This is a genomic window from Mycobacteroides sp. PCS013 (assembly GCF_049532645.1).
Lineage (GTDB): Bacteria > Actinomycetota > Actinomycetes > Mycobacteriales > Mycobacteriaceae > Mycobacterium > Mycobacterium gwanakae.
This window is the reverse complement of record NZ_CP150131.1, coordinates 2,354,733-2,374,473: the sequence shown is the minus strand read 5'-3', so window position 1 is coordinate 2,374,473 and position 19,741 is coordinate 2,354,733. Positions and strand designations below refer to the sequence as shown.

Annotated in this window: 22 protein-coding genes and 1 pseudogene; 15 read left to right on the top strand and 8 right to left on the bottom strand. The window is 62.2% G+C overall.

Features of this window, described 5'->3' with window-relative positions; translation table 11 throughout:
- Positions 1-2: 2 nt before the first annotated feature.
- Both RHO23_RS11685 and RHO23_RS11680 read right to left on the bottom strand, forming a co-directional pair.
- Positions 3-2,882, bottom strand: coding sequence for a TIR domain-containing protein (locus RHO23_RS11685; RefSeq protein ID WP_423489113.1), 2,880 nt, complete (start codon positions 2,880-2,882; stop codon positions 3-5).
- Positions 2,883-2,884: 2 nt separating this feature from the next.
- Complete coding sequence (locus RHO23_RS11680; protein ID WP_423489112.1) at positions 2,885-5,830, bottom strand: toll/interleukin-1 receptor domain-containing protein; 2,946 nt, start codon at positions 5,828-5,830, stop codon at positions 2,885-2,887.
- Between the two features lie 222 nt (positions 5,831-6,052).
- On the opposite strand from RHO23_RS11680, the gene rpsP reads away from it, so the two are divergent.
- Genes rpsP through trmD form a run of 4 tightly spaced genes read left to right on the top strand, consistent with a single transcriptional unit; the run spans position 6,053 to position 8,049 of the window.
- Complete coding sequence (gene rpsP, locus RHO23_RS11675) at positions 6,053-6,532, top strand: 30S ribosomal protein S16 (RefSeq protein ID WP_030094038.1); 480 nt, start codon at positions 6,053-6,055, stop codon at positions 6,530-6,532.
- A gap of 8 nt (positions 6,533-6,540) precedes the next feature.
- Positions 6,541-6,783, top strand: a complete 243-nt coding sequence (locus RHO23_RS11670) for an RNA-binding protein (protein ID WP_005081564.1) — start codon at positions 6,541-6,543, stop codon at positions 6,781-6,783.
- A 5-nt stretch (positions 6,784-6,788) separates the two neighbouring features.
- Positions 6,789-7,319 carry a ribosome maturation factor RimM gene (rimM, locus tag RHO23_RS11665; RefSeq protein WP_070942945.1) on the top strand — a complete coding sequence of 177 codons (531 nt, stop codon included), beginning with the start codon at positions 6,789-6,791 and terminating at the stop codon, positions 7,317-7,319.
- A 10-nt stretch (positions 7,320-7,329) separates the two neighbouring features.
- Entirely contained in the window at positions 7,330-8,049 is a 720-nt protein-coding gene (gene trmD / locus RHO23_RS11660) for a tRNA (guanosine(37)-N1)-methyltransferase TrmD (protein ID WP_070917350.1), read from the top strand.
- Here the strand turns inward: trmD and RHO23_RS11655 are convergent.
- Positions 7,996-8,901 carry a hypothetical protein gene (locus RHO23_RS11655; protein ID WP_030094035.1) on the bottom strand — a complete coding sequence of 302 codons (906 nt, stop codon included), beginning with the start codon at positions 8,899-8,901 and terminating at the stop codon, positions 7,996-7,998. The genes trmD and RHO23_RS11655 overlap by 54 nt on opposite strands.
- A 281-nt stretch (positions 8,902-9,182) precedes the next feature.
- Between RHO23_RS11655 and rplS the strand changes: the two genes are divergently transcribed.
- Genes rplS through RHO23_RS11635 form a run of 4 tightly spaced genes read left to right on the top strand, consistent with a single transcriptional unit; the run spans position 9,183 to position 11,417 of the window.
- Positions 9,183-9,524, top strand: a complete 342-nt coding sequence (gene rplS / locus RHO23_RS11650; protein ID WP_030094034.1) for a 50S ribosomal protein L19 — start codon at positions 9,183-9,185, stop codon at positions 9,522-9,524.
- A gap of 16 nt (positions 9,525-9,540) precedes the next feature.
- Positions 9,541-10,419, top strand: coding sequence for a signal peptidase I (lepB, locus tag RHO23_RS11645; RefSeq protein ID WP_057969136.1), 879 nt, complete (start codon positions 9,541-9,543; stop codon positions 10,417-10,419).
- Between the two features lie 10 nt (positions 10,420-10,429).
- Positions 10,430-11,101, top strand: a complete 672-nt coding sequence (locus RHO23_RS11640) for a ribonuclease HII (protein ID WP_057966451.1) — start codon at positions 10,430-10,432, stop codon at positions 11,099-11,101.
- Between the two features lie 10 nt (positions 11,102-11,111).
- Positions 11,112-11,417, top strand: a complete 306-nt coding sequence (locus RHO23_RS11635; RefSeq protein WP_005056986.1) for a DUF2469 domain-containing protein — start codon at positions 11,112-11,114, stop codon at positions 11,415-11,417.
- Positions 11,418-11,455: 38 nt separating this feature from the next.
- Here RHO23_RS11635 and RHO23_RS11630 read toward each other — a convergent pair whose 3' ends face one another.
- From RHO23_RS11630 to RHO23_RS11615, 4 genes are read right to left on the bottom strand one after another with little or no spacing between them, the layout of a single operon-like run.
- The gene (locus RHO23_RS11630) at positions 11,456-11,875 is read right to left on the bottom strand and encodes a hypothetical protein (protein ID WP_070921476.1); all 420 of its coding nucleotides are present in this window, start codon (positions 11,873-11,875) and stop codon (positions 11,456-11,458) included.
- Between the two features lie 13 nt (positions 11,876-11,888).
- Positions 11,889-12,176, bottom strand: coding sequence for a hypothetical protein (locus RHO23_RS11625; protein WP_030094030.1), 288 nt, complete (start codon positions 12,174-12,176; stop codon positions 11,889-11,891).
- Positions 12,177-12,217: 41 nt separating this feature from the next.
- Positions 12,218-12,523, bottom strand: a complete 306-nt coding sequence (locus tag RHO23_RS11620; protein ID WP_064409179.1) for a GlsB/YeaQ/YmgE family stress response membrane protein — start codon at positions 12,521-12,523, stop codon at positions 12,218-12,220.
- 53 nt (positions 12,524-12,576) lie between these two features.
- Positions 12,577-12,819, bottom strand: coding sequence for a CsbD family protein (locus RHO23_RS11615; protein ID WP_046255897.1), 243 nt, complete (start codon positions 12,817-12,819; stop codon positions 12,577-12,579).
- A gap of 232 nt (positions 12,820-13,051) precedes the next feature.
- On the opposite strand from RHO23_RS11615, the gene RHO23_RS11610 reads away from it, so the two are divergent.
- Together RHO23_RS11610 and RHO23_RS11605 are read left to right on the top strand one after the other, a co-directional pair.
- On the top strand, positions 13,052-13,762 hold the full coding sequence (locus RHO23_RS11610; RefSeq protein ID WP_070921596.1) for a TetR/AcrR family transcriptional regulator: 711 nt from the start codon (positions 13,052-13,054) through the stop codon (positions 13,760-13,762).
- A 130-nt stretch (positions 13,763-13,892) separates the two neighbouring features.
- Complete coding sequence (locus tag RHO23_RS11605; RefSeq protein ID WP_227457772.1) at positions 13,893-14,150, top strand: hypothetical protein; 258 nt, start codon at positions 13,893-13,895, stop codon at positions 14,148-14,150.
- A 13-nt stretch (positions 14,151-14,163) separates the two neighbouring features.
- On the opposite strand, the gene RHO23_RS11600 is transcribed toward RHO23_RS11605, so the two are convergent.
- Positions 14,164-14,799, bottom strand: coding sequence for a TetR/AcrR family transcriptional regulator (locus tag RHO23_RS11600; RefSeq protein ID WP_070921477.1), 636 nt, complete (start codon positions 14,797-14,799; stop codon positions 14,164-14,166).
- A gap of 73 nt (positions 14,800-14,872) precedes the next feature.
- Between RHO23_RS11600 and RHO23_RS11595 the strand changes: the two genes are divergently transcribed.
- The 5 genes and pseudogenes from RHO23_RS11595 to RHO23_RS11575 all read left to right on the top strand — a co-directional run bounded on the left by RHO23_RS11595 (position 14,873) and on the right by RHO23_RS11575 (position 19,297).
- Complete coding sequence (locus RHO23_RS11595; protein WP_070921478.1) at positions 14,873-15,754, top strand: hypothetical protein; 882 nt, start codon at positions 14,873-14,875, stop codon at positions 15,752-15,754.
- On the top strand, positions 15,751-17,133 hold the full coding sequence (locus tag RHO23_RS11590; protein WP_423489111.1) for a cytochrome P450: 1,383 nt from the start codon (positions 15,751-15,753) through the stop codon (positions 17,131-17,133). Before RHO23_RS11595 ends, RHO23_RS11590 begins: the two co-directional genes overlap by 4 nt.
- 119 nt (positions 17,134-17,252) lie before the next feature.
- Positions 17,253-17,612 (top strand): YraN family protein, encoded by a 360-nt coding sequence (locus RHO23_RS11585; protein WP_070921480.1) that lies wholly within the window; start codon positions 17,253-17,255, stop codon positions 17,610-17,612.
- A pseudogene (locus RHO23_RS11580) lies at positions 17,613-17,867 on the top strand (magnesium chelatase domain-containing protein); the annotation flags it as partial.
- 770 nt (positions 17,868-18,637) lie between these two features.
- Positions 18,638-19,297, top strand: a complete 660-nt coding sequence (locus tag RHO23_RS11575; RefSeq protein ID WP_423489110.1) for a hypothetical protein — start codon at positions 18,638-18,640, stop codon at positions 19,295-19,297.
- Positions 19,298-19,741 lie beyond the last annotated feature (444 nt).

Sequence of the window (19,741 nt, the reverse complement as noted above, 5' to 3'; positions counted from 1 at the left end):
GGTTACTCCGGTACCGGCAGACCCGGGCAGCCGACAACATAGTCGATATCCGGCGATACCCATTGCTTCCATTGCTTACGGCTCATGTTCGAGGAAAGCTTGTCGCACAACAGATCCAGCCACTTAGCCGGACCGGGCCACCGCCAGACCCTGCTCTTGTTGCGGGTAAGTTCACTGGCGAAGATGCCGGTGTTATCAGGCGAGAATCCCACATCCAACACCTGGCTGGCAGTAGGTGAGAGCGGTCCGCCAATCTGCTGGCCGCTTTCCACTTCCCAGATGCGTACCTCGCTATCGGTGTCGCTGTGTGCACCCGAGGCGAGCAGCTCCCCGTCGGAGCTGAACGCCAAGGAGTAAATGACGTTGGCGTGGCCGGTGAGTGGCTCTCCCACCAGCCGGCGACTTTGCGCGCCCCAGATCCAGATGGTATTGCCCCCTGCTGAGGCCAGCAGTCGGCCGTCCGGACTGAACGCCAGCGCGTTCACGGTGTTGTTAACATTCCAGGGATCGCCGATCAGCTGCCCGGTTTCGGCATCCCACACCCGGATCTGTCCAGAGGTGTCGCCGGCGAAGAGCTGTCGACCGTTAGGGCTGAACCGCACGGCGGAGGTTGTTCCGTCCAGCCCACTGAACTCCCCATCGATGGGATTCCCGGTGTCAGCGTCATACATGCTGATGTAGCGGCCACCGTGCTTTTCGGCATCCGATTTGGATCTGGCGAGGGCGACCCGAGTTCCGTCCGGACTAATCGCAATCCGGTTGTAGCTCGTTTTGTCGTCGGCGCTGAAGACAATATCTCCGGTGTGCAGGTCCCAGACCTGGACCTTATTGAACTTGAGTGTCGCGGCCCGGCGACCGTCGGGCGTGATCGCCACTTTGCCGGCTGTTATCGAGTCCGCCAGATTCGTCACGCGGTTGTCCATGACGTTCCAGACAGCGAGTGGGCTCGAGATGTGATCTACATAGCCGCCAGGCATCATCCCGACCACGTGGATCGGGTACTCGCTTTCCGGGAGGTGCACGGCGGGCGCAGCCGTCGGGCCGCCGAGTCGGCTGTCGGCATCTGCGCGCCAGATACGGATTGTCTTGTCGTTGCTGGTCGAGACGATCTGTTCGCCATTCGAGGTGAAGGCGAGTCCAATGACGGAACCGAGGTGGCCGGTAAGTGGTGCACCAACAGGGATGCCGGTTTCGGCATCCCAAATACGGACTGCGAAGTCGCCCTCGCCGCCTGCGGCGATGCGGGTTCCGTCCGGGCTGTACCTCACTTGGAATACCTGTCCGGTGTGGCCGACCAGCGGGGGGCCGATGGGGGCTCCGCTGAACGCGTCCCACTGCCGAACGGTGTTATCGCTGAAGCCCACGGCGAACCTGTTGCCGTCCGGACTGAATGCCGGGCCAGCACTTAAGTTCCGATAAGCTTCGTCGATTGCGATCGTGTCACCAATCTGTTGGCCGTTGTCGGCATTCCAGATCTGCATGGCGTAACCCAGGCCGACATTGCTGGTTGTGACGATGCGGTGGCCGTCGGGGCTCAGCGCCAGGTTGCGCGGGCTGTCGGATTGCTCGGGAAATGGGCCGATTTGCGTGCCCGTATCGACATCCCACACCCCGATTCGCCAGATCGGTCTTTTGTCCGGTCCAGGCCGGGCCGTAATGCCGGCCACGCGGGTTCCGTCAGCGTTCACCGCTGTCTGTATCCCGGCCATGAACTCTCGGATCATGGTGCTGTTCTGCACGTCCCATACCCTGAGCATTGACAGTGAATCTACTGTGAGCAGACGCTTTCCGTCGGGCGTGAGCCCGACGACCTCCACGGCGGTTTTAGGGGTGCCGGCAAGCTCGGATACCTGTCGTCCTGTGGCCGCATCCCAGATGCGAATAACCGACTGCGTGCCGCCGGTAAAGATGCGGCCGCGGTCTGCAGTGACTGTCGGCGTGGTAGGTGCACGTGGCGTTCCGATGATTTTCTGCAGGGCCACGGTGGATTGGACTCCGCTGAGCATGCCGCCGCGTGCGGTCACCGGGGCGAGTCGTGCCGCGACGGTCAATTCCTGTAGCGCACGCTCATCGCCCCCGCCGCGCGCCCGTTTGAAGATGGCGTCGGCGTCGGTGGCGAGACGCAGTGCGACCGCCTCGTTGCGCTGGCGGATGGCTTCGGAGCGTTGTTGTTGGGCTTCCTGTTGTTTGACGAATGCGATGCCGGCGGCGGCGATTGCGATGACGAGGAGTATCGCTAGTGCGGTGATGGCGAGGCGTCGGAATCTGCGGAAGCGTTGTTGTTCGCGGAGGTCGTCGGAGGCGAGTTCGTATTTGGGTTTGCCGTGGATGGGTGCGGCGATGTCGGTGAGTTTGTCGCGGAATACGGGGTTTTGGATATCCCACGGATTGTCTTGGGAAACATCGATATAGACGGGTTCGGTGCCGAGGGCGTCGGGGACGGCCAGGGCCGGTGGTGATGCGGTGGAATTGTCGGGGTCAAAGCGGCCGTGGCTGTCGTCCCAGAGCAGGGTGCCGTCGGCCATGACGAGGATGAGGTTGGTGCGTCCGCGGTGCGTGAGCCAGTAGTCGATTTCTTTGTTGACCCATTCCGAGCCTGCGGAGTTCGGGGAGAGCACCACGACCAGGTAGCGGGATTTGTCCAGGGCCTCAGTGAGTTTGGCCCACAGGCTGGGGCTGGCGGCGAGATCAGTTTTGTCCCGGAACACCCGCAGGGCGTGTAGTCGTCCTAGTTTTCGGCCGATGCTGTGTAGGCCTTTTTGGATGCCTTCGGCCACCGGGGTATCGGCACGGCTGTAGGACAAGAACGCGTCATAGTCGTATCCGCCAGGCGCGGTCAGCGGCAGCTCCGCCGCGTACGCAGGATCCTCAGGTTCGGTCATGGTTACTCCGGTACCGGTAGGTTCGGGCAGCCCACCACATACTCGATGTCCGGGGATACCCATTGTCTCCATTGTTCACGGCTCATGTTCGCGGAAAGCTTGTCGCACAACAGTTCCGGCCACCGGGCCGGACCCGGCCACTGCCAGACCCTGCTTCCTTTCTTGGTAGCTCCACTGGCGAAGATATTGGTGCTGTCAGAGGAAAATGCCACGCGGAACAGAAACGTATAACCGTCGACGACGGGCAGCGGTTCACCGATCTGCTGACCGCTCGCCACATCCCAGATCCGCACCTCGCCCCTTTTATAGTCTTTGCTGCCGGTCGCACCCGAGACGAGGAGCCGACTATCGGAGCTGAACGCCAGGCTCGAAGGCGGATCGTTGTGGCCGTTGAGCGGCTTTCCTGCCAACCGGTGAGTTTGTGTATCCCAGATCCATATCGTTCCGCGGCCTGCCGAGGCGAGCAGCCGGCCATCCGGACTGAACGCCAGCGCCCCTTGGACGTTGAGGTCGCCGTTCCAGGGATCGCCGATCTGTTGCCCGGTTGTGGCATCCCACTCCCGGAGTGCCCCTTTCGAATTTACGGCGACGAGCTGGCGACCGTCGGGGCTGAACCGAAGTGCGGTGATCGTTCCATCTAGGCCGTCGAACTTGGTGTCGATCTGTTTTCCGGTGTCGGCGTCATACAGGTTGATGAGGCGACCGCCGCGCTTTTCGACAGACGAGCTGGACGCGCCGGTGACGACCCGGGACCCGTCCGGGCTGACGGCAGTTGCGGAGCGGATATTCGTGTCGTCATCGATACTGGAGATCGGTTTGCCGGTGTGCAGGTCCCAGACCTGCAGCTTGTTGAGTGACAACACAGCGGCTCGGCGGCCGTCGGGTGTCATAGCCAATTGCAGATCCATGGAGAACTCCCAGTGGGGCACGTTCTCGCGGAAGTCGGTCACGCGGCCGTCTTCGAGGTTCCAGACGGCAGCCGATCGCGAGATGTCTGTTGTCTCGCCGCCGGGGACCACGCCGACGACTGGAGTGCCTTCCGGCAGGTTGCCGGCCGGGGCGGATATCGGGCCGCCGAGCGGAGTGTCTCCATCTGCGCGCCAGATCTGAATTGTCTTATCGTCGCTGGTCGAGACGATCTGTTTGCTGTCCGCCGTGAAGGTGAGCCCGGTGATCGCATCCAGGTGGCCCGTGAACGGCGTGCCAACCGGGGCGCCGGTTTCGGTATCCCATACCCGTACGGTGTTGTCGCCTGTCCCGCCCGAGGCGATACGGGTTCCGTCGGGGCTGTAGGTCGCCACGAACACGGTGCCGGTGTGGCCGGCCATCGGGGTACTGAGGGGGGCGCCGGTGAATGCGTCCCACTGTCGCACGGTGCCCTCGCTGAGGCCCATGACAAACCTTCGGCCGTCCGGGCTGAATTCTGGGCTGTGCACGCCGATGTTGCTGCCGTCCGAGCTGCTGGGACTGGGGATTGCGATCGTTTCACCGATCTGCTCGCGGCTGTCGACATCAAAGATCCGGGTTGCGTCGTTCCCGTCCACAACGACGATGCGGCGCCCGTCTGGGCTCAGTGCCAGCTCGCGTATGGAGTCGGATTGCTCGGGAAACATGCTGACCGGCTCCCCGGTGGCGGCGTCCCACACCCCGAGTCGATAGATCAGCTTCTTGTGGTCTGGCCCCCATCGTGCGTCGACGGCGGCCACCCGGGCGCCGTCGGCACTCATCACCGCGTCGCCCGCCAGCTCGGCCTTGAGCTGCCGAATTATGGTGCTGGTGTCGAGATCCCACAGCCTGACCACGCCAGCCGAGTCCTCGGAGATCAGGCGCTTTCCGTCGGGGCCGAGCCCGACGACCCACAAACCCGTCTTGGGCGTGCCGGTCAGTTCGGATACTTGCTGTCCGGTGGCGGCATCCCAGATGCGGATAACCGGCTCCTCTTTGCTGCCGGTGACGAGGCGTTTGCCATCCGGGGTGACTTTCGGCGCGACGATGCCGCGGGAGGTGCGGATGATTTTCTGCAGTATGGCAGTGTTTTGGAGCCCGGTGAGCATTCCGCCGCGTGCGGCCACCGGTCCTAGTAGTGCGGCCACGGTCAGTTCCTGTAGCGCTTGGTCATAGGTTCCACCGCGCACCCGTTTGAAGATCGCCTCAGCGTCGGCTACCAGACCTCGCGCGATTCCGCTGTTGCGTTGGTGGATGGCTTCGTTGCGTTGTTGGATGGCTTCGCGGCGTTGGATGAAGGCCACTGATGCGGCGGCGATGGCGGTGACTAGCAGCACGGCGAGTCCGGTGATGGCGAGTCGTCGGAATCTGCGGAATCGTTGTTGTTCGCGCAGGTCTTCGGAGGCGAGTTCGTATTTGGGTTTGCCGTGGATGGGGGCGGCGATGTCGGTGAGTTTGTCGCGGAAGACGGGGTTTTGGATGTCCCAGGGGTTGTCTTGGGAGACGTCGATGTAGATGGGTTCGGTGCCCAGGGCGTCGGGGGTGGCCAGGGCTGGCGGTGCTGCGGTGGAGTTTTGCGGGTTGAAGGCTCCGTGGGTGTCGTCCCAGATGAGGGTGCCGTCGGCCATGACGAGGACGAGGTTGTTGCGTCCGCGGTGCGCCAACCAGTAGTCGATCTCTTTGTTAACCCACTCGGAGCTTGCCGAGTTGGGGGAGAGCACCACGACGAGGTAGCGGGATTTGTCCAGCGCCTCAGTCAGTTTGGCCCACAGGCTGGGGCTCGCGGCGAGGTCGGTTTTGTCGCGGAACACGCGCAGGGCGTGTAGTCGTCCTAGTTTTCGGCCGATGCTGTGTAGGCCTTTCTGGATGCCTTCTGCTACGGCGGTATCGGCACGGCTGTAGGACAGGAACGCGTCATAGTCGTATCCGCCAGGCTCGGTCAACGCCAGCTCCGCCGCGTACGCAGGATCCTCCGGTTCGGTCGTCTCGGCACGGTTGTCCATCGTCTGTCCCCCCACTTGCAGCGTTTGTCGTGATAGTAGACAAAGAGGAGCCCGGGTGGCGGACGATTTGGCCTGGTAGGGCGTGTTCTGGCACAATGACAAACCGTCCGTTGTGCTGGCCATGGCCAGCTGCGGTCAGACCCACGCGAGGCAAAACCGGATCGTGCATGTCCGCACGCATCGCCGAATTGCCGCGTGATACCTCAAGGAGAAGTTGTAGTCATGGCTGTCAAGATCAAGCTCACCCGCCTCGGGAAGATCCGCAACCCGCAGTACCGCATCCAGATCGCCGATGCGCGCACGCGCCGCGAAGGCCGCGCCATCGAGGTGATCGGCCGGTACCACCCGAAGGAAGAGCCCAGCCTCATCGAGATCGACTCCGAGCGTGCGCAGTACTGGCTGTCCGTCGGCGCGCAGCCGACCGACCCGGTGCTGGCCCTGCTGAAGATCACCGGTGACTGGCAGAAGTTCAAGGGCCTGCCCGGCGCCGAGGGCACCCTGAAGGTCAAGGAGCCCAAGCCCAGCAAGCTGGAGCTGTTCAACGCCGCTCTGGCCGAGGCCGACGGTGCCCCGACCGGTGAGGCCATCCAGCAGAAAAAGAAGAAGGCCCCGAAGAAGGCCGAGCAGGACGAGGCCGCCGAGGCCCCGGCCGCCGAAGCCGCCGAGGCTCCGGCCGAATCTGCTGACGCCGCAAGCGAATAGGACCTCAGATGAGTTCTGTGGTGGTCGACGCCGTCGAGCATCTGGTACGAGGAATCGTCGATAACCCCGACGATGTCCGCGTTGACCTGGTGACGAATCGTCGCGGCCGCACCGTAGAGGTTCACGTCCACCCCGACGATCTCGGAAAGGTGATCGGTCGGGGCGGGCGTACCGCCACCGCGCTGCGCACCCTGGTCGCGGGTGTGGGTGGCCGCGGCATCCGGGTCGACGTGGTGGACACCGACCGGTAGCTCCGATGGAGCTTGTGGTCGGGCGTATCGCCAAGGCGCACGGCGTCACCGGCGAGTTGTCGGTCGAAATCCGTACTGACGATCCAGACGAGCGTTTCGCCGTCGGCTCAGTGCTGACGGGGCGGCTGCCCCGGGGCGGCGGTAATCGTGAATTCACCGTCGAATCGGTACGTGAGCACACCGGAAGGCTGCTGATCAGACTTTCCGGCGTGGCCGACCGTGACGCGGCAGACGCTTTGCGCGGCACCCTTTTCACGGTTGAGGCCGGCGAGCTTCCTGCGCTTCAAGATCCCGACGAGTTCTACGACCATCAGCTCGAAGGGCTTACGGTGCGGACCCGGGAGGGTGCGATCGTCGGAATCGTTTCCGAGGTGCTGCACACCCCGGGTGGCGAGCTGCTTGCGGTGAAACCTCACAACAGGGACCAGCGCGGCGAGATCCTGGTGCCGTTCGTCTCCGCGATCGTCACGTCGATCTCCTTGGCAGACAAGGTGATCGAGATAGATCCCCCCGAAGGTCTGTTGGACCTGTCGTGAGCATTCCGGCATGAAAATAGACGTCGTCACGATCTTCCCGGACTATCTGCAGCCGGTGCGGCAGTCTCTGCCGGGCAAGGCAATCGAGGCCGGGCTTGTCGATGTCGCGGTGCACGATCTGCGGCGCTGGACGCACGACGTCCACAAGTCCGTCGACGATTCGCCCTACGGCGGTGGTCCCGGCATGGTGATGAAGCCGACGGTCTGGGGTGATGCCCTGGACGAGATCTGCACGCCGGAAACGCTTCTGGTGGTACCAACGCCCGCCGGATACCCCTTTACGCAGGAGAGTGCCCACCAATGGTCCACCGAAGACCATCTGGTGATCGCGTGTGGGCGCTACGAAGGAATCGATCAGCGAGTCGCCGATGACGCTGCGACCCGGATGCGGGTGCGCGAGGTGTCGATCGGCGATTATGTGCTCAATGGCGGCGAGGTCGCCGCTCTGGTGATCATCGAGGCGGTACTGCGGCTGATTCCCGGGGTGCTGGGCAATGCGCTTTCCGCGCAAGAAGACTCACACTCCGACGGCCTGTTGGAGGGGCCGTCCTACACCAGACCGCCGAGTTGGCGGGGGATCGATGTACCGCCGGTGTTGCTCTCAGGTGATCACGCCAAGATTGCGGCCTGGCGGGCCGAGCAGTCGCGTGAGCGGACGGCGCAGCGTCGCCCGGATCTACTCGGCTTCGATTCGTCCACCGGGGAACATGGTGGAGACGGCCTGAGTTAGCGTGTTGCGCGCCGTCACGTCGTTGGCGGTCTGCAGGGACGACACCACCACGATGAATCGGCGGTCGGGACCGACCACGCCGGTCGACAGATGCATCCACGCGGACCCGACACAGCACATCCAGCCCTGCTTCACCGCGACGGGCTCGCCGGGGATTCCGTCCGGGATTCCGAAACGCTGGGGGTAGCCGTCGATGCCGTTGGGCGTCGAACGGGCCAAGTCGTCGACGATGATGTTCGCGCGCTCGGGTGGTAGGCCACCGGTGCCGGAAAGCAGCATGTCGTAGTACTGCACCAGGTCGTTGGCAGTGCTGATGGTGTTCCACCACATCCCGTCGGAGGGCACGGTGGTGGAGGGCAGCCCGTATCGCGCGGCGACCCGGGTGATGATCGAGTTTCCGCCCCCGCGCTGCCAGAAGATCTCGGCTGCGCTGTCATCGGAGGACTGCAGCATCCGGTCGAAGGAGGCGCGATCTGCGGGAGTCAGAGTGACGTCGCCGGTCGATTCCCGCATCAGCAGGTCGTCGGCGATAAACAGCTTGGCCACCGAGGCGATGGCAATGGTGCTGTTGTTGCCGTTGGTGACCACGGCACCGGAGGCGCGGTCCTTGATGACCGCGGTGAGTACGGCGCCGGCACTCTTGGCCTGGGTGGTTGCTGCGATGGTGCGCTCGGGCAGGGTCTCGAAGGATGGGGGGCTTTCCACCTCGAAGACCGGCGCAGGCTCGGCGGGGGCACTGACAACGGCCAGCACCGGGGTAGCCGGGTCGCTGCGCACCGATGCCACACATCCAGAGGTCAGGGCGGTCACTGCAGTGAGCGTTAAGCCCGCAAACAGGTGATGGCCGCGCATAACCTAGACCCCCTCTGCGGTCAGACTCTGAATTGTTACCTATGTGACAGGTGTTCCGGTCACGGTAGCTTACCGGTACTGTCTGGATAGCCGCTGCCCAAGGGGTGCTCGGGTGGGCGATTTCACTGAAAGGGCCCCTGTCTGGCACAATCGGGTAGCTGTCTGCTGCCGCTTGGCCACAAGTCAGACAGAACTACGCAACTACTGATCGGCGCAGGTGCATACCCCGTATGCGATCCGGCCGCGCGATTGAGTCGAGAGACCAAGAGGGAAGTACACCGATGAACACGCTGGACTTTGTCGACCAGGCGTCGCTGCGCCAGGATGTGCCCGACTTCCGCCCCGGTGACACCGTCAACGTGCACGTCAAGGTGATCGAGGGCTCCAAGGAGCGCATCCAGGTCTTCAAGGGTGCCGTGCTGCGTCGCTCCGGTGGTGGCGTGAGTGCCACCTTCACGGTCCGCAAGGAAAGCTACGGCGTCGGCGTCGAGCGCACCTTCCCGGTGCACTCGCCGAACATCGACCACATCGAGATCGTCACCCGTGGTGCGGTCCGTCGCGCGAAGCTGTACTACCTGCGTGAGCTGCGCGGCAAGAAGGCCAAGATCAAGGAGAAGCGCTGACCGAGTCGGCGCTTTCGTGACAGCACCGGTGTCCGGGGAATCAGGGCCGTCTGAAACGTCCGCGCAGACTACTGCCGACGCTCCCGAAACCGAACCAGCCGCTGAGGCATCATCCGCAGCATCGTCGAAAGACGAAGACAGCGGCTCCGGCATGCTCAAAGAGGTCGGCGTCCTCCTGCTGATCGCTCTGGTCCTGTACTGCATCACACAGAATTTCATCGCCCGGCCGTATCTCATTCCGTCGGAGTCGATGGAGCCGACCTTGCACGGTTGCCGTGGTTGCACCGGTGACCGGATCATGGTCGACAAGGTGGTGTTCCGGTTCACCAATCCGGAGCCCGGCGACGTTGTGGTGTTCAAAGGCCCCCCGGAGTGGAACGGCAACTACCGATCGATCCGGTCGGACAACACCGCCGTCCGATACCTGCAGAACGCGCTGTCGTTCATCGGCGTGGTACCACCGGACGAGAACGATCTGGTGAAACGTGTCATCGCCACCGGCGGGCAGACAGTGCAATGCCGCTGGGATACGGGCCTGACGGTCGACGGCAAGAAGCTCAACGAGCCGTATCTGGATCCGGAAACCATCGGTCCCGGTAGCGACATCGACCCCACCAACGCCTGCTGGAGTTTCCAGTTCGGGCCCGTCAAGGTGCCAGAAGGCAAGCTGTGGATGATGGGGGACAACCGGACGCACAGCGGCGACTCGCGCGCACACTGCCAGAGCCTCGAACGTGATGCCGGGCCGGCGATGGATGAGCGTCAGCGCGTCTATTGCACGGGCGACCCGAACATCGGCACTGTGCCGGTGGACAACGTCATCGGCAAGGCGCGTTTCATCGCATGGCCGCCCGGACGGTGGGGCGGCGTCGCATCGGTGAACCCTCAGACCTAGTTCTCGCGGTATGAGTACCAGCTGGCCGCCGCGGACGGTGATTCGCAAAGCATCCGGATTGCGGACCCTCGAATTGACCCTGGACAGAGTGGGTTTGGGGCCTGTCGCCGGTGTGGACGAGGCCGGACGTGGAGCCTGTGCGGGACCGTTGGTGATCGCCGCGTGTGTGCTTGGCCCAAACCAGCGGAAAAGCCTTGCCGCGCTCAATGACTCCAAGAAGCTCAGCGAGAAGATGCGCGAGACGCTGTTTCCCCTCATCTGCCGGTATGCCGAGGCGTATCACGTGGTGTCGGTGCCGGCCGAAGAAGTGGACCGCATCGGCGTGCACGTGGCCAACATCGAGGGAATGCGGCGCGCGGTGGCCGGTCTGGGCGTCAAGCCGGGATATGTGTTGACGGACGGATTCCGGGTGCCGGGACTGCCGGTGCCCTCCCTGCCGGTCATCGGTGGCGACGCCTCGGCGGCATGTATCGCCGCGGCCAGTGTGCTGGCGAAGGTCAGCCGGGATCGAGTGATGGTGGCCATGGATTCCGACCACCCGGGGTACGGATTCGCGGTGCACAAGGGCTACAGCACGGCCGTCCATACCGAGGCGCTGCAGCGTCTGGGACCGTCAGTTCAGCATCGACAGTCGTTCGTGAACGTGCGCAATGCGGCGCAGGGAAGTTCACAGGGGGGATAATGGAAAGTCTATGAGCGCTGAAGACCTCGAAAAGTATGAAACCGAGATGGAACTCTCGCTGTATCGCGAGTACAAGGACATCGTCGGGCAGTTCAGCTACGTGGTGGAGACCGAGCGACGGTTTTACCTGGCCAATAGCGTCGAGGTGATTCCACGGAACACCGACTCCGAGGTGTACTTCGAGCTGCGCCTTTCTGACGCGTGGGTGTGGGACCTGTTCCGGCCGGCGCGCTTCGTCAAACACGTGCGCGTGATCACCTTCAAGGACGTCAACATCGAAGAGGTCGACAAGCCAGAACTGCGCCTACCGGAGTAGATCTCCGATAGGCGCAGCTCTATTTGGCCGTACGTGCTTTACGGGATGCTGACGCAACCCACGTTGTCGACGCATCCGCCGCCGCCACCCGGGCCGCCGTGGCCGCCGCCGACGCCGGGGATGTGGCCTCCGCCGCCCTCGGGTCCGCCGCCTCCGGTCGGACCGCCCGGGATGCTGCCGCTCCCGCCGCCGGGTCCGCCGCCTCCGGTCGGACCACCGGGGATGGCGCCGGATCCGCCCTCGGGACCACCGCTACCGGTCGGGCCGGGTGCTGGGGTGCCTTCCGGTGCATCGCTGGGCGCGGGAACGGTTGTCGTGGTGGTTGTGGTTGTTGTGGTCGTCGTGCTGGTGCTCGTCGGGCCACTGTCGGTGCTCGTGCCACACCCGGTCAGAGCCGCGCCAATAATGATGGCGAATCCGGCAAAAACCTTGGTGGGCTTGACTGTTGGCATTCTCATGTGATGCTCCCGGTTAGAGGTGTGGGGCTTCTTTGATCTTGCTGTTCTCGTTGCCCAGCGTCTTGCAGTAGGCCAAGGCGGAGTTTCGTGCTGCCGTCGACTGCAGACCACTGGGGTCTTGTTGGTTCTCGTCCTTGAGCATCTTGATGACGGCCTCATTTTGCGTGGCCTCATCCTGGGTGAGGTATTCCTTGCAGGTGGTGTCACCACCTTGATTGATCACACTGGAACAGCCCGCCAGCGAGATGGCCGCGGCCATACCGGCTGCCACCGCGAGTTTCTTCGAAATGGACGGAATCACTAGGGCCCCTTCTGTTGTGGACTGCTGGGATCTGTTGCTACTCATCGCCTGCCGCTGACGAGGCGCACGAGGAACAAGAGAACGCAGGCACCCGCGAGTGCAGTGACGAATGTCAGAATCCAGCCGAAGCCGTAGGTGCCGACGTTGAGCAGACTCAGCAAGAATCCGCCCAGCAGCCCGCCCACGATCCCCACCACGATGTTGAGCAGGAGCCCTTGCTGGGCGTCGGTGCCCATGATCTTGCTGGCCACCCATCCGGCGAGGCCGCCGATCACGATCCATGCGATCCAGCCGATGCCAAAGCCGAGGTGAGCTGCCGCAACATCAGCGGCCAGAGGTGAAATCATTTGTGGTTTCCTGGTTCTCGTGGGAGTGGAGCGGGCTGCTGTGCGGTGTGTTGCTACTTCTCGGCGTCTTCGCGTGCCTGATGCACCGCAGCCTCGGCGCGGGCCTTCTCGGCCTCGGCTTCCTTGGTGGCTACCTCACGCTGGGCTTCGGCCTTGTCCTGCTGCGCCTGACCTTCGCGCTCCAGCGACTCGTCATCGGTGAGCTTGCCGAAGGCTTCCTTGGCCTTGCCCTTGACGTCTTCGACGACGCCCTTGATCCCGGCCTCGAGACCGCTGTCCTTGTTGTCATCGCTCATCTGTCGCTCCTTATTCAGTGCGTGCGCGGTGCAACCGCTCGATGTCGCCTCGTCGTGAGGCGACCAAATCCACCGTAGCAAGGGTTGTGTACTACGTAAACTACTTTGTAAACAAATAGCCGCTGGCCAGGCGTTTAGCTAGCAGAGGTACCGTCGTGGAGGACGGCAAAGCCGCCACGGGAACGCCGTCATAACCCGAACCCCGAAATGCACGGTGGGAGTGACCGACGCAGTGGACGAGACGGACAACCGAACAAGTGCAGGCACCCCGGAGGGGCGCCGCCCACGATCGCTGACCCGTGCGGAAATCCTCGATACCGCGATCGCGCTGGTGGACCGCGACGGGTTGGATCAGCTGACGATGCGGCGGCTCGGTTCTGCCTGCGGTGTCGAAGCGATGGCCCTCTACCGTCACGTCCATGGCCGCCAAGACCTACTCGGCGGCATTGTGGACCACTTGGTCGAAAAGCTGTACGACGATCAACTCGCTGCCCGACGGCAGGAAGACGGTTGGCAGGACTATCTCGTCCGGCTCGCGCATGGCGTGCGGGCGATTGCCATCGATCACCCACACCTGTTTCCGACGTTGGCGACCCGGCCACCGGAGGCCCCATGGGTTCGGCCGCCGCTGCGGAGCATGAAGTGGATGGAGACCTTCCTGGACACACTGATCTCCTACGGCTTCGACGACCGGGGAGCAGTGACCGCCTATCGCGCGTACACCACCTTCCTGCTGGGCCAGCTGCTCCTGGAGGTTTCAGCACGCGGCGTCTCGCTGAGTCCGGTGGAAGACGAGCTGCCCGAGAAGACGCTGCGGAGCCTTTCGAATTACCCGAACCTGCAGCGGATGCAGCAACAGCTCAGTGAAGACCACAGCGCGACAGAGTTCGAAGAGGCGCTCGAATCGCTACTTGATCGGCTCGAGGGCAACGCTCCGCGCTAGGCCGCGGTCATGGTTTGCATGGCGCTGCCCCTCCGGACCTGACAGATTCTGGCCGACTGTGATGGGAATTACTCGCCAGCAGGCAATCGTTCGAGTTGCGGATCTCGTGGGCGTGTCCCATTCTCGGCCGATGGGTATTTTGCTGATGAGGGCGATGGCGATGATTGCGCCGGCGATTGTGGTCGCCCTGCCGTTGGGCTCGCCAGCCGTCGCGGTGGCTGCGCCAGGCGTGCACTGTGCGCCGTCGAAGGCCAGCAAGGACGTGTGCACCGCGACGGACGACGTCGAGATCAAGTCGGCCCCCAACTCCAAGGACCTGCCGGGACCCGCAACGGGTGCGATCGGCAAGGTTGCGCCGGTGGTTCATCCGGTCAAGATGTGGAACTAGTGGGCGGACTGCCCTAACGCAGTAGGCGCTCGACAACCCGCCGGATGTATTGCTCCACCTCGCTCATGGAAGCCTTGTGATATGTCGGGTCCGGAACGAGAACCAACGACATCACGGTGCGTATCAGAACATCGGCAATAAAGTCCGCGTCCGGCGTCGGCAAGGGGTCTTGTAGCTGTGGGTCCTGAAGCAGCGTAGATATGTACACGCGGCCAAGTTCTTGGCCGGGTGGTTCCAGATCGCGCCACATTCGGACAATTTCCTCCGACTGAGCACGAATAATCCACTGCAGGGCCGGAATTCGGGTGGCGTTTTCCACCATCCGGGCCGCTACCGCAGTCGCCCGACCCGCAGCGGTGTCGGTCCTGCCGACGTACTCGGTGATATCGCGGAGGGCCTTACTGATTTCGCGGCGATACGCGGTGTCGATCAGATTCTGCTTGGAGCCGAAGCGGCGAAACACCGTCATCCGCGACATGTGCGCACGGTCGGCAACCATGTCGATCGTGAGGCGCTGTTCTCCGCATATCCCGAGTACCTCCACCGTGGCATCGAGAATCCGGATATCCGACGGCGGAAGGTCGGCCGGGTCCGCTGCGGTCGCCGTGGCGACGACATCCGGCCAGTTGATAGCACCGGTGCCTGGCATGGATTCGATGATCTCACCTCGCTCGGCCGCGCAAGATATTGACTAATGTGACTGAATTGATAACTATAGTAACATGATGATGCTTGATCGAGTCTCGACCTGGGCTTACAGCGGTTCGGGGGTGCTCCTCCCCGGCGAGGGCGGCGTACCGGTTGCGCCGGCACTTCACGCGAACCAGATGGTCGCGTGGGTGTCGATTGCGCTGGCGTACGGGGGCGCGGCAGTCGCCTTGGCGTGGGTGTTGTGGAAACTGGGAAAACACCGACAAGTCCTTCCGTTGGTGCTTTTCATCGCGGGACTGGTCGCGGCCAACATCGAGCCGTTGGGCGATCTGGTGGGCGCCATCGTCTATGCCAACGACACACCGTGGTTCGGTTACACGGTGATGGGCCGACGGATGCCCGCCTGGATTTTGGTCGGGGCGTCATCGTACGTGGCGATCGGTGGATATATCGCCTATCGGTACGTATCCCAGGGCAGATCTCTGCGCGACATCTTCATGCTGTCGGCGATATACGTCGGAATTCCGGAGATCGTCATCGAAATGGTCTGGCATTTCACGGGAGTCATCGCCTACTACGGCCATAACCCGACGCGGGTCGGGGGGATTCCGCTGTATTCGATCGTGCAGAACACCACGCTCTTACCGGTGTACGGCATTGTGATCTTCTATGCGGTGAAGTACCTCAAGGGTTCTCGGATCTGGCTGTTGGTTCTCTTGATTCCGGCGACCACCATCGGCTACATCGTGGGTGTGAGTTGGCCTGCCTACCAAGCGGTTCAGTCCTCGGCGCCGACTTTCGTGACCTGGTTGGCCGCCGTTGCGGTGATTGCCACGTCGATTCTGTCGTCTTATCTCCTGCTGCAGATACCGGAACTAAGCCAGATTCGCGATGCCGCGGGGGCGGCGACCGCGGGTGAAAGGCAGCCGCAGCATGCGGCGGTGACGGCATGAGTTCACCGACGCTGAATCCCGTCAACGTGGCTGGTCTACCCACTCCGCCTGGTCCCTCGGGGAGCGGACGGGCCGGCGTCCTCGCGCGCCTGGCGCGCGACCCGTGGCTCTATCCGCTGGAGCTGACTAGAAAGTATGGGGATATCGTTTCGGTCCCAACACCATTCGTGAAGACCGTCTATCTTGGCCATCCAGACTGGGTTGATCACGTCCTGGTAAAGCATCCTGATCGTTACCGGCGTTCGGACATGGTTGCCCAGCAGATGGTGCCCCCCAAACTCGGGCACAACTTCTTCGCGTTCGCCGATGATCAGGAGTGGTGGCGGGGACGTTCGCTCTACCGCCCCAGTTTCACCCAGAAGAATCTTGCCGAACTCGGCGATCTGTTCACCAACGCGGTGACGGAGCAGGTTGACGCCTGGGCGGAAGACTGCGGTGACGCCGACGGTTACGTCGATATCGAGGAGAAGACCCGAAAGCTTGCCCTAATCGTGTTGTTCAACGCCATGTTCGACGAGTACTTGTCGCCACGAATGCTCGAGGCATCCGTGACCAAGAACGCGATCAGCTTCGGGATGTTGGCGACCACGGTGCGCGTGGCAATGTACTCGTTCCCGGCGTGGATTCCCCGGCCATTTCAGCGGCGCATGGACGGCATGTTGGACATGATCATGGGTGGTGCCGATCAACTCATTGAGATGAGGCGACGCCACCCCACCGAGCGCACCGACATTCTGAATCTGCTCATCAATGCCACATATGCAGACGGCAGTCCTTTGGAGAACGACAAGATCGCCGTCGAAATCGCGGGAATGATCGTCGGTGGACACGAGACCACCGCGGCCGCGCTGGCGTGGACGTTCGCTCTGGTGTCCGGTCATCCGGATATCGAACGACGACTCATCGACGAGGTGGACGCCCTGGGCGGAAAACCTGTAACGGTCGCGGATATGGGCGAGTTACCTTTGACCCGAGCCTGTTTCGATGAGGCGCAGCGCTTACAGGGGGGACTGGTCATCAATCCCAAGACTGCCCTGGTGGACGACGAGATGGGTGGTTATCGCATCGCGGCGGGAACGACGATCCTGTACTCCTCGCTCGCGATGCAGCGCGATCCGCGCTTTTGGTCAGAGCCCAACCGATACAACCCTGACAGATTCCTGAACAACGAAGCCGACCTGCGCGCATTCGTTCCTTTCGGACGTGGACAGCGTCTCTGTCTGGGGATGCGGATGGCGTATATCGAGGCGGTTCTCACCATCGCGACGGCGTACCAGCGTTACCGATTCGAACTCCCGGCGGGGTACGGGCCTCGGCACCAGTACCGCATGTCCATGGGATTGAAGGGTGGGTTGCCCGCACGAATCATTCGGCGTTAGTGGGTGTCCAGTGGTCGCCGCGGCCGCGGTCCTGTGGAGGAATGCCGGAATGTGGATAACTCTCCACCGTGAGGCATCTCAGCTGAACCTGTGTCGGCGCCCGCGCAGATGGTGTGGGCATGACAACCAGCGCACGCGCACAGATCGGCAGCCGTGGAGAGGATCTCGCCACTGACTACCTGAGCAAGGACGGTTTCACGGTTCTCGATCGCAATTGGCGGTGCCGCTACGGAGAGTTGGACATCATCGCGACCGACGGCGAAGCGTTGGTTTTTGTTGAGGTGAAGACACGTACCGGCCGCGCATTCGGAACACCTGCGGAGGCGGTGACGCACACCAAGTTACGTAGGCTGCGGCGGCTTGCGGGTATTTGGCTGGCGGCGCAGGACGGTTCGTGGGTGGCCGTGCGTATCGATGTCATCGAAGTACGGTTGAGCGGCTCGGGACCGGCGATCACCCACATCCGCGGGGTGAGCTAGATGGCCTTAGGGAGAGCGTATTCCGTTGCGGTCAAGGCGGTAACCGGCCAAACGGTCGAAATCGAGGCCGATATCAGTGCTGGGCTCCCCGGTGTGCACCTGGTCGGGCTGCCCGATGCCGCGCTGCAGGAATCCCGTGACCGTGTACGCGCGGCGATCACTAACTGCGGGTTCACCTGGCCGTCGTCGCGTCTGACCTTGGCGCTGTCGCCTGCGACATTGCCGAAGATGGGGTCGGTGTATGACCTGTCATTACGTTAATCAAAACTGTGTTATCTCCCAGGTGAACCGCCATGACACACCGCCGAGGCGCGCCTGCTTGCGCTCGAACACCTGTTCGTATAAGGTTCTGTTTGTTCGACAAGAGGCCTACAGCTAGTCACCAACGAAGTAACCCCGTTCCCAGGGTCTGGGGGCGTCCACCGCAGGGTGGGGGCGTCGGGGCGCCTGTGAGTATGAACCGGGTGGACGTGCGGTTCGCCGTCAAGTCATGGCTAGTACCGAATAGTTACATGCTGGGCTGATCATGAATCCGGGGAGACCTGGGCGCTTGTGATGTTTATACCGAGTGGGTATGCGCTTCGCTGCCGAATCGGCCTGGTGCCGAATATTGAGATTTGAAGGGGCTCACGCTATCCGTGTGCCTCTTTTTGTGTCTTAAAAATAAGTAACGAGCCGCCTATTTAGGCGTGTATTTGGGGAGGTTCCTGGCTGGCCCGCTCTGGGCCAAGAGGCCAATTTTGTTACCTGACCTGCATCATGTGGGTTGGCTATAGCGTTCGGGGAGGTAGTTCCCGCCAGTTGAGTGGGGCGAGTGATGGGTGTTGAGTCGGGGTTTAGATGGTTTATCGGTATGCGGATTTGGTGGCCAATTCGGTGGCCCAAGCACCGACGTTGTCGGATGCGCAGCTTAACAAGCTGACGGTGTTGTTCACACCGCGTGGCATGCCTTTGCACGCAGTGAAGAGTTCGGAATCTGCTGCATCGTACTTGCGTGTAGCAAGTTAGAGGGGAAAGGAATCTTAATGAGTAGCTCCGAGTATTCGGTTATGGGAAACAAGCGCCGTCCCGGCCTTAGCCCGTTACGCAAGCGCGGCGGCATGCCGAGTAAATACGTCGCAGTTCCTAATGAGTTCGCACGCGATGTGTCAGTGACGGCGGTTGGCAAGGCCGTGATGCTGGATCTGCTGTCCAACGATGAGACCAAATGGCGAGTGTCTATTCGGTCATTGGCCCAAAATTTGGGGATGGACCGAAAGACTGTCAAAAAGGGTGTGGACTCGCTGGTGGCCGCTGGCTGGCTTGCGGTGCGCGATGACTATTCGGCGTATCTGGTGCATCGGGCGCGGCGGCTAACCGTTGACGAAATCCGCGAGTTCATGAATGAAACAACAGGTGAGGGCGATGGTGGAGAACCGGGACCACCCGTCACGTGGGGTGGTGGAGATATGCCACCGGTTAGTGGTGGAGAAAACGGGCCAAGGGCGGTGGAGAACTGGGACCAGCAAGTGGTGGAGAATCTGGACCACATAGAAGACTACTTAGAAGAAAAATTTAAGAAGACGAATATAGAAGCAGGATCGGACTCCTTTATATGTCACGGCTGCTCGACCCAAAATGCGGGCTTACCGACAAACACCGACAGTAAAGGACGTCAATACTGCCCATACTGTCCCCCCTTCTAGCCGGTGTAGACAGTTGGCATTGAGTTAGGGCGACGCTCCAATTAATTCATCTGATTTGAAATTGAAAGTGGTGGACTGTTTGAGGTCGGGGGGAGAGGGGCTGATTTGCATGAGGTGTCAGGGTGTGGGCGGGTTCGTGGGTGTACCCCAGGCAACCGCGAGCGGGAGTCGTCGTCGCGGCGTGGTTGCCTCGACGGGGACGTGCGGTTGGCGGCTTGGCTCGCTCTCGGCGCGTTTGGATACGAGCGGCGCGAAGCTGGCACTCGGCCAGCCTGAATGCTAAAAATTTGGTTAGAACGCGCGTTCGACCTGGGATTGTTGGCAGGTTAGTGGGAACATCACAGAGACTGAACAGCCGTTTGGTCCAGGAACGCAAGAGCCCTGACAGGAAACGGTTCTCCGTCAGGGCTCAGCGTGTTATTTGTCCGATAACCACATGAGCCT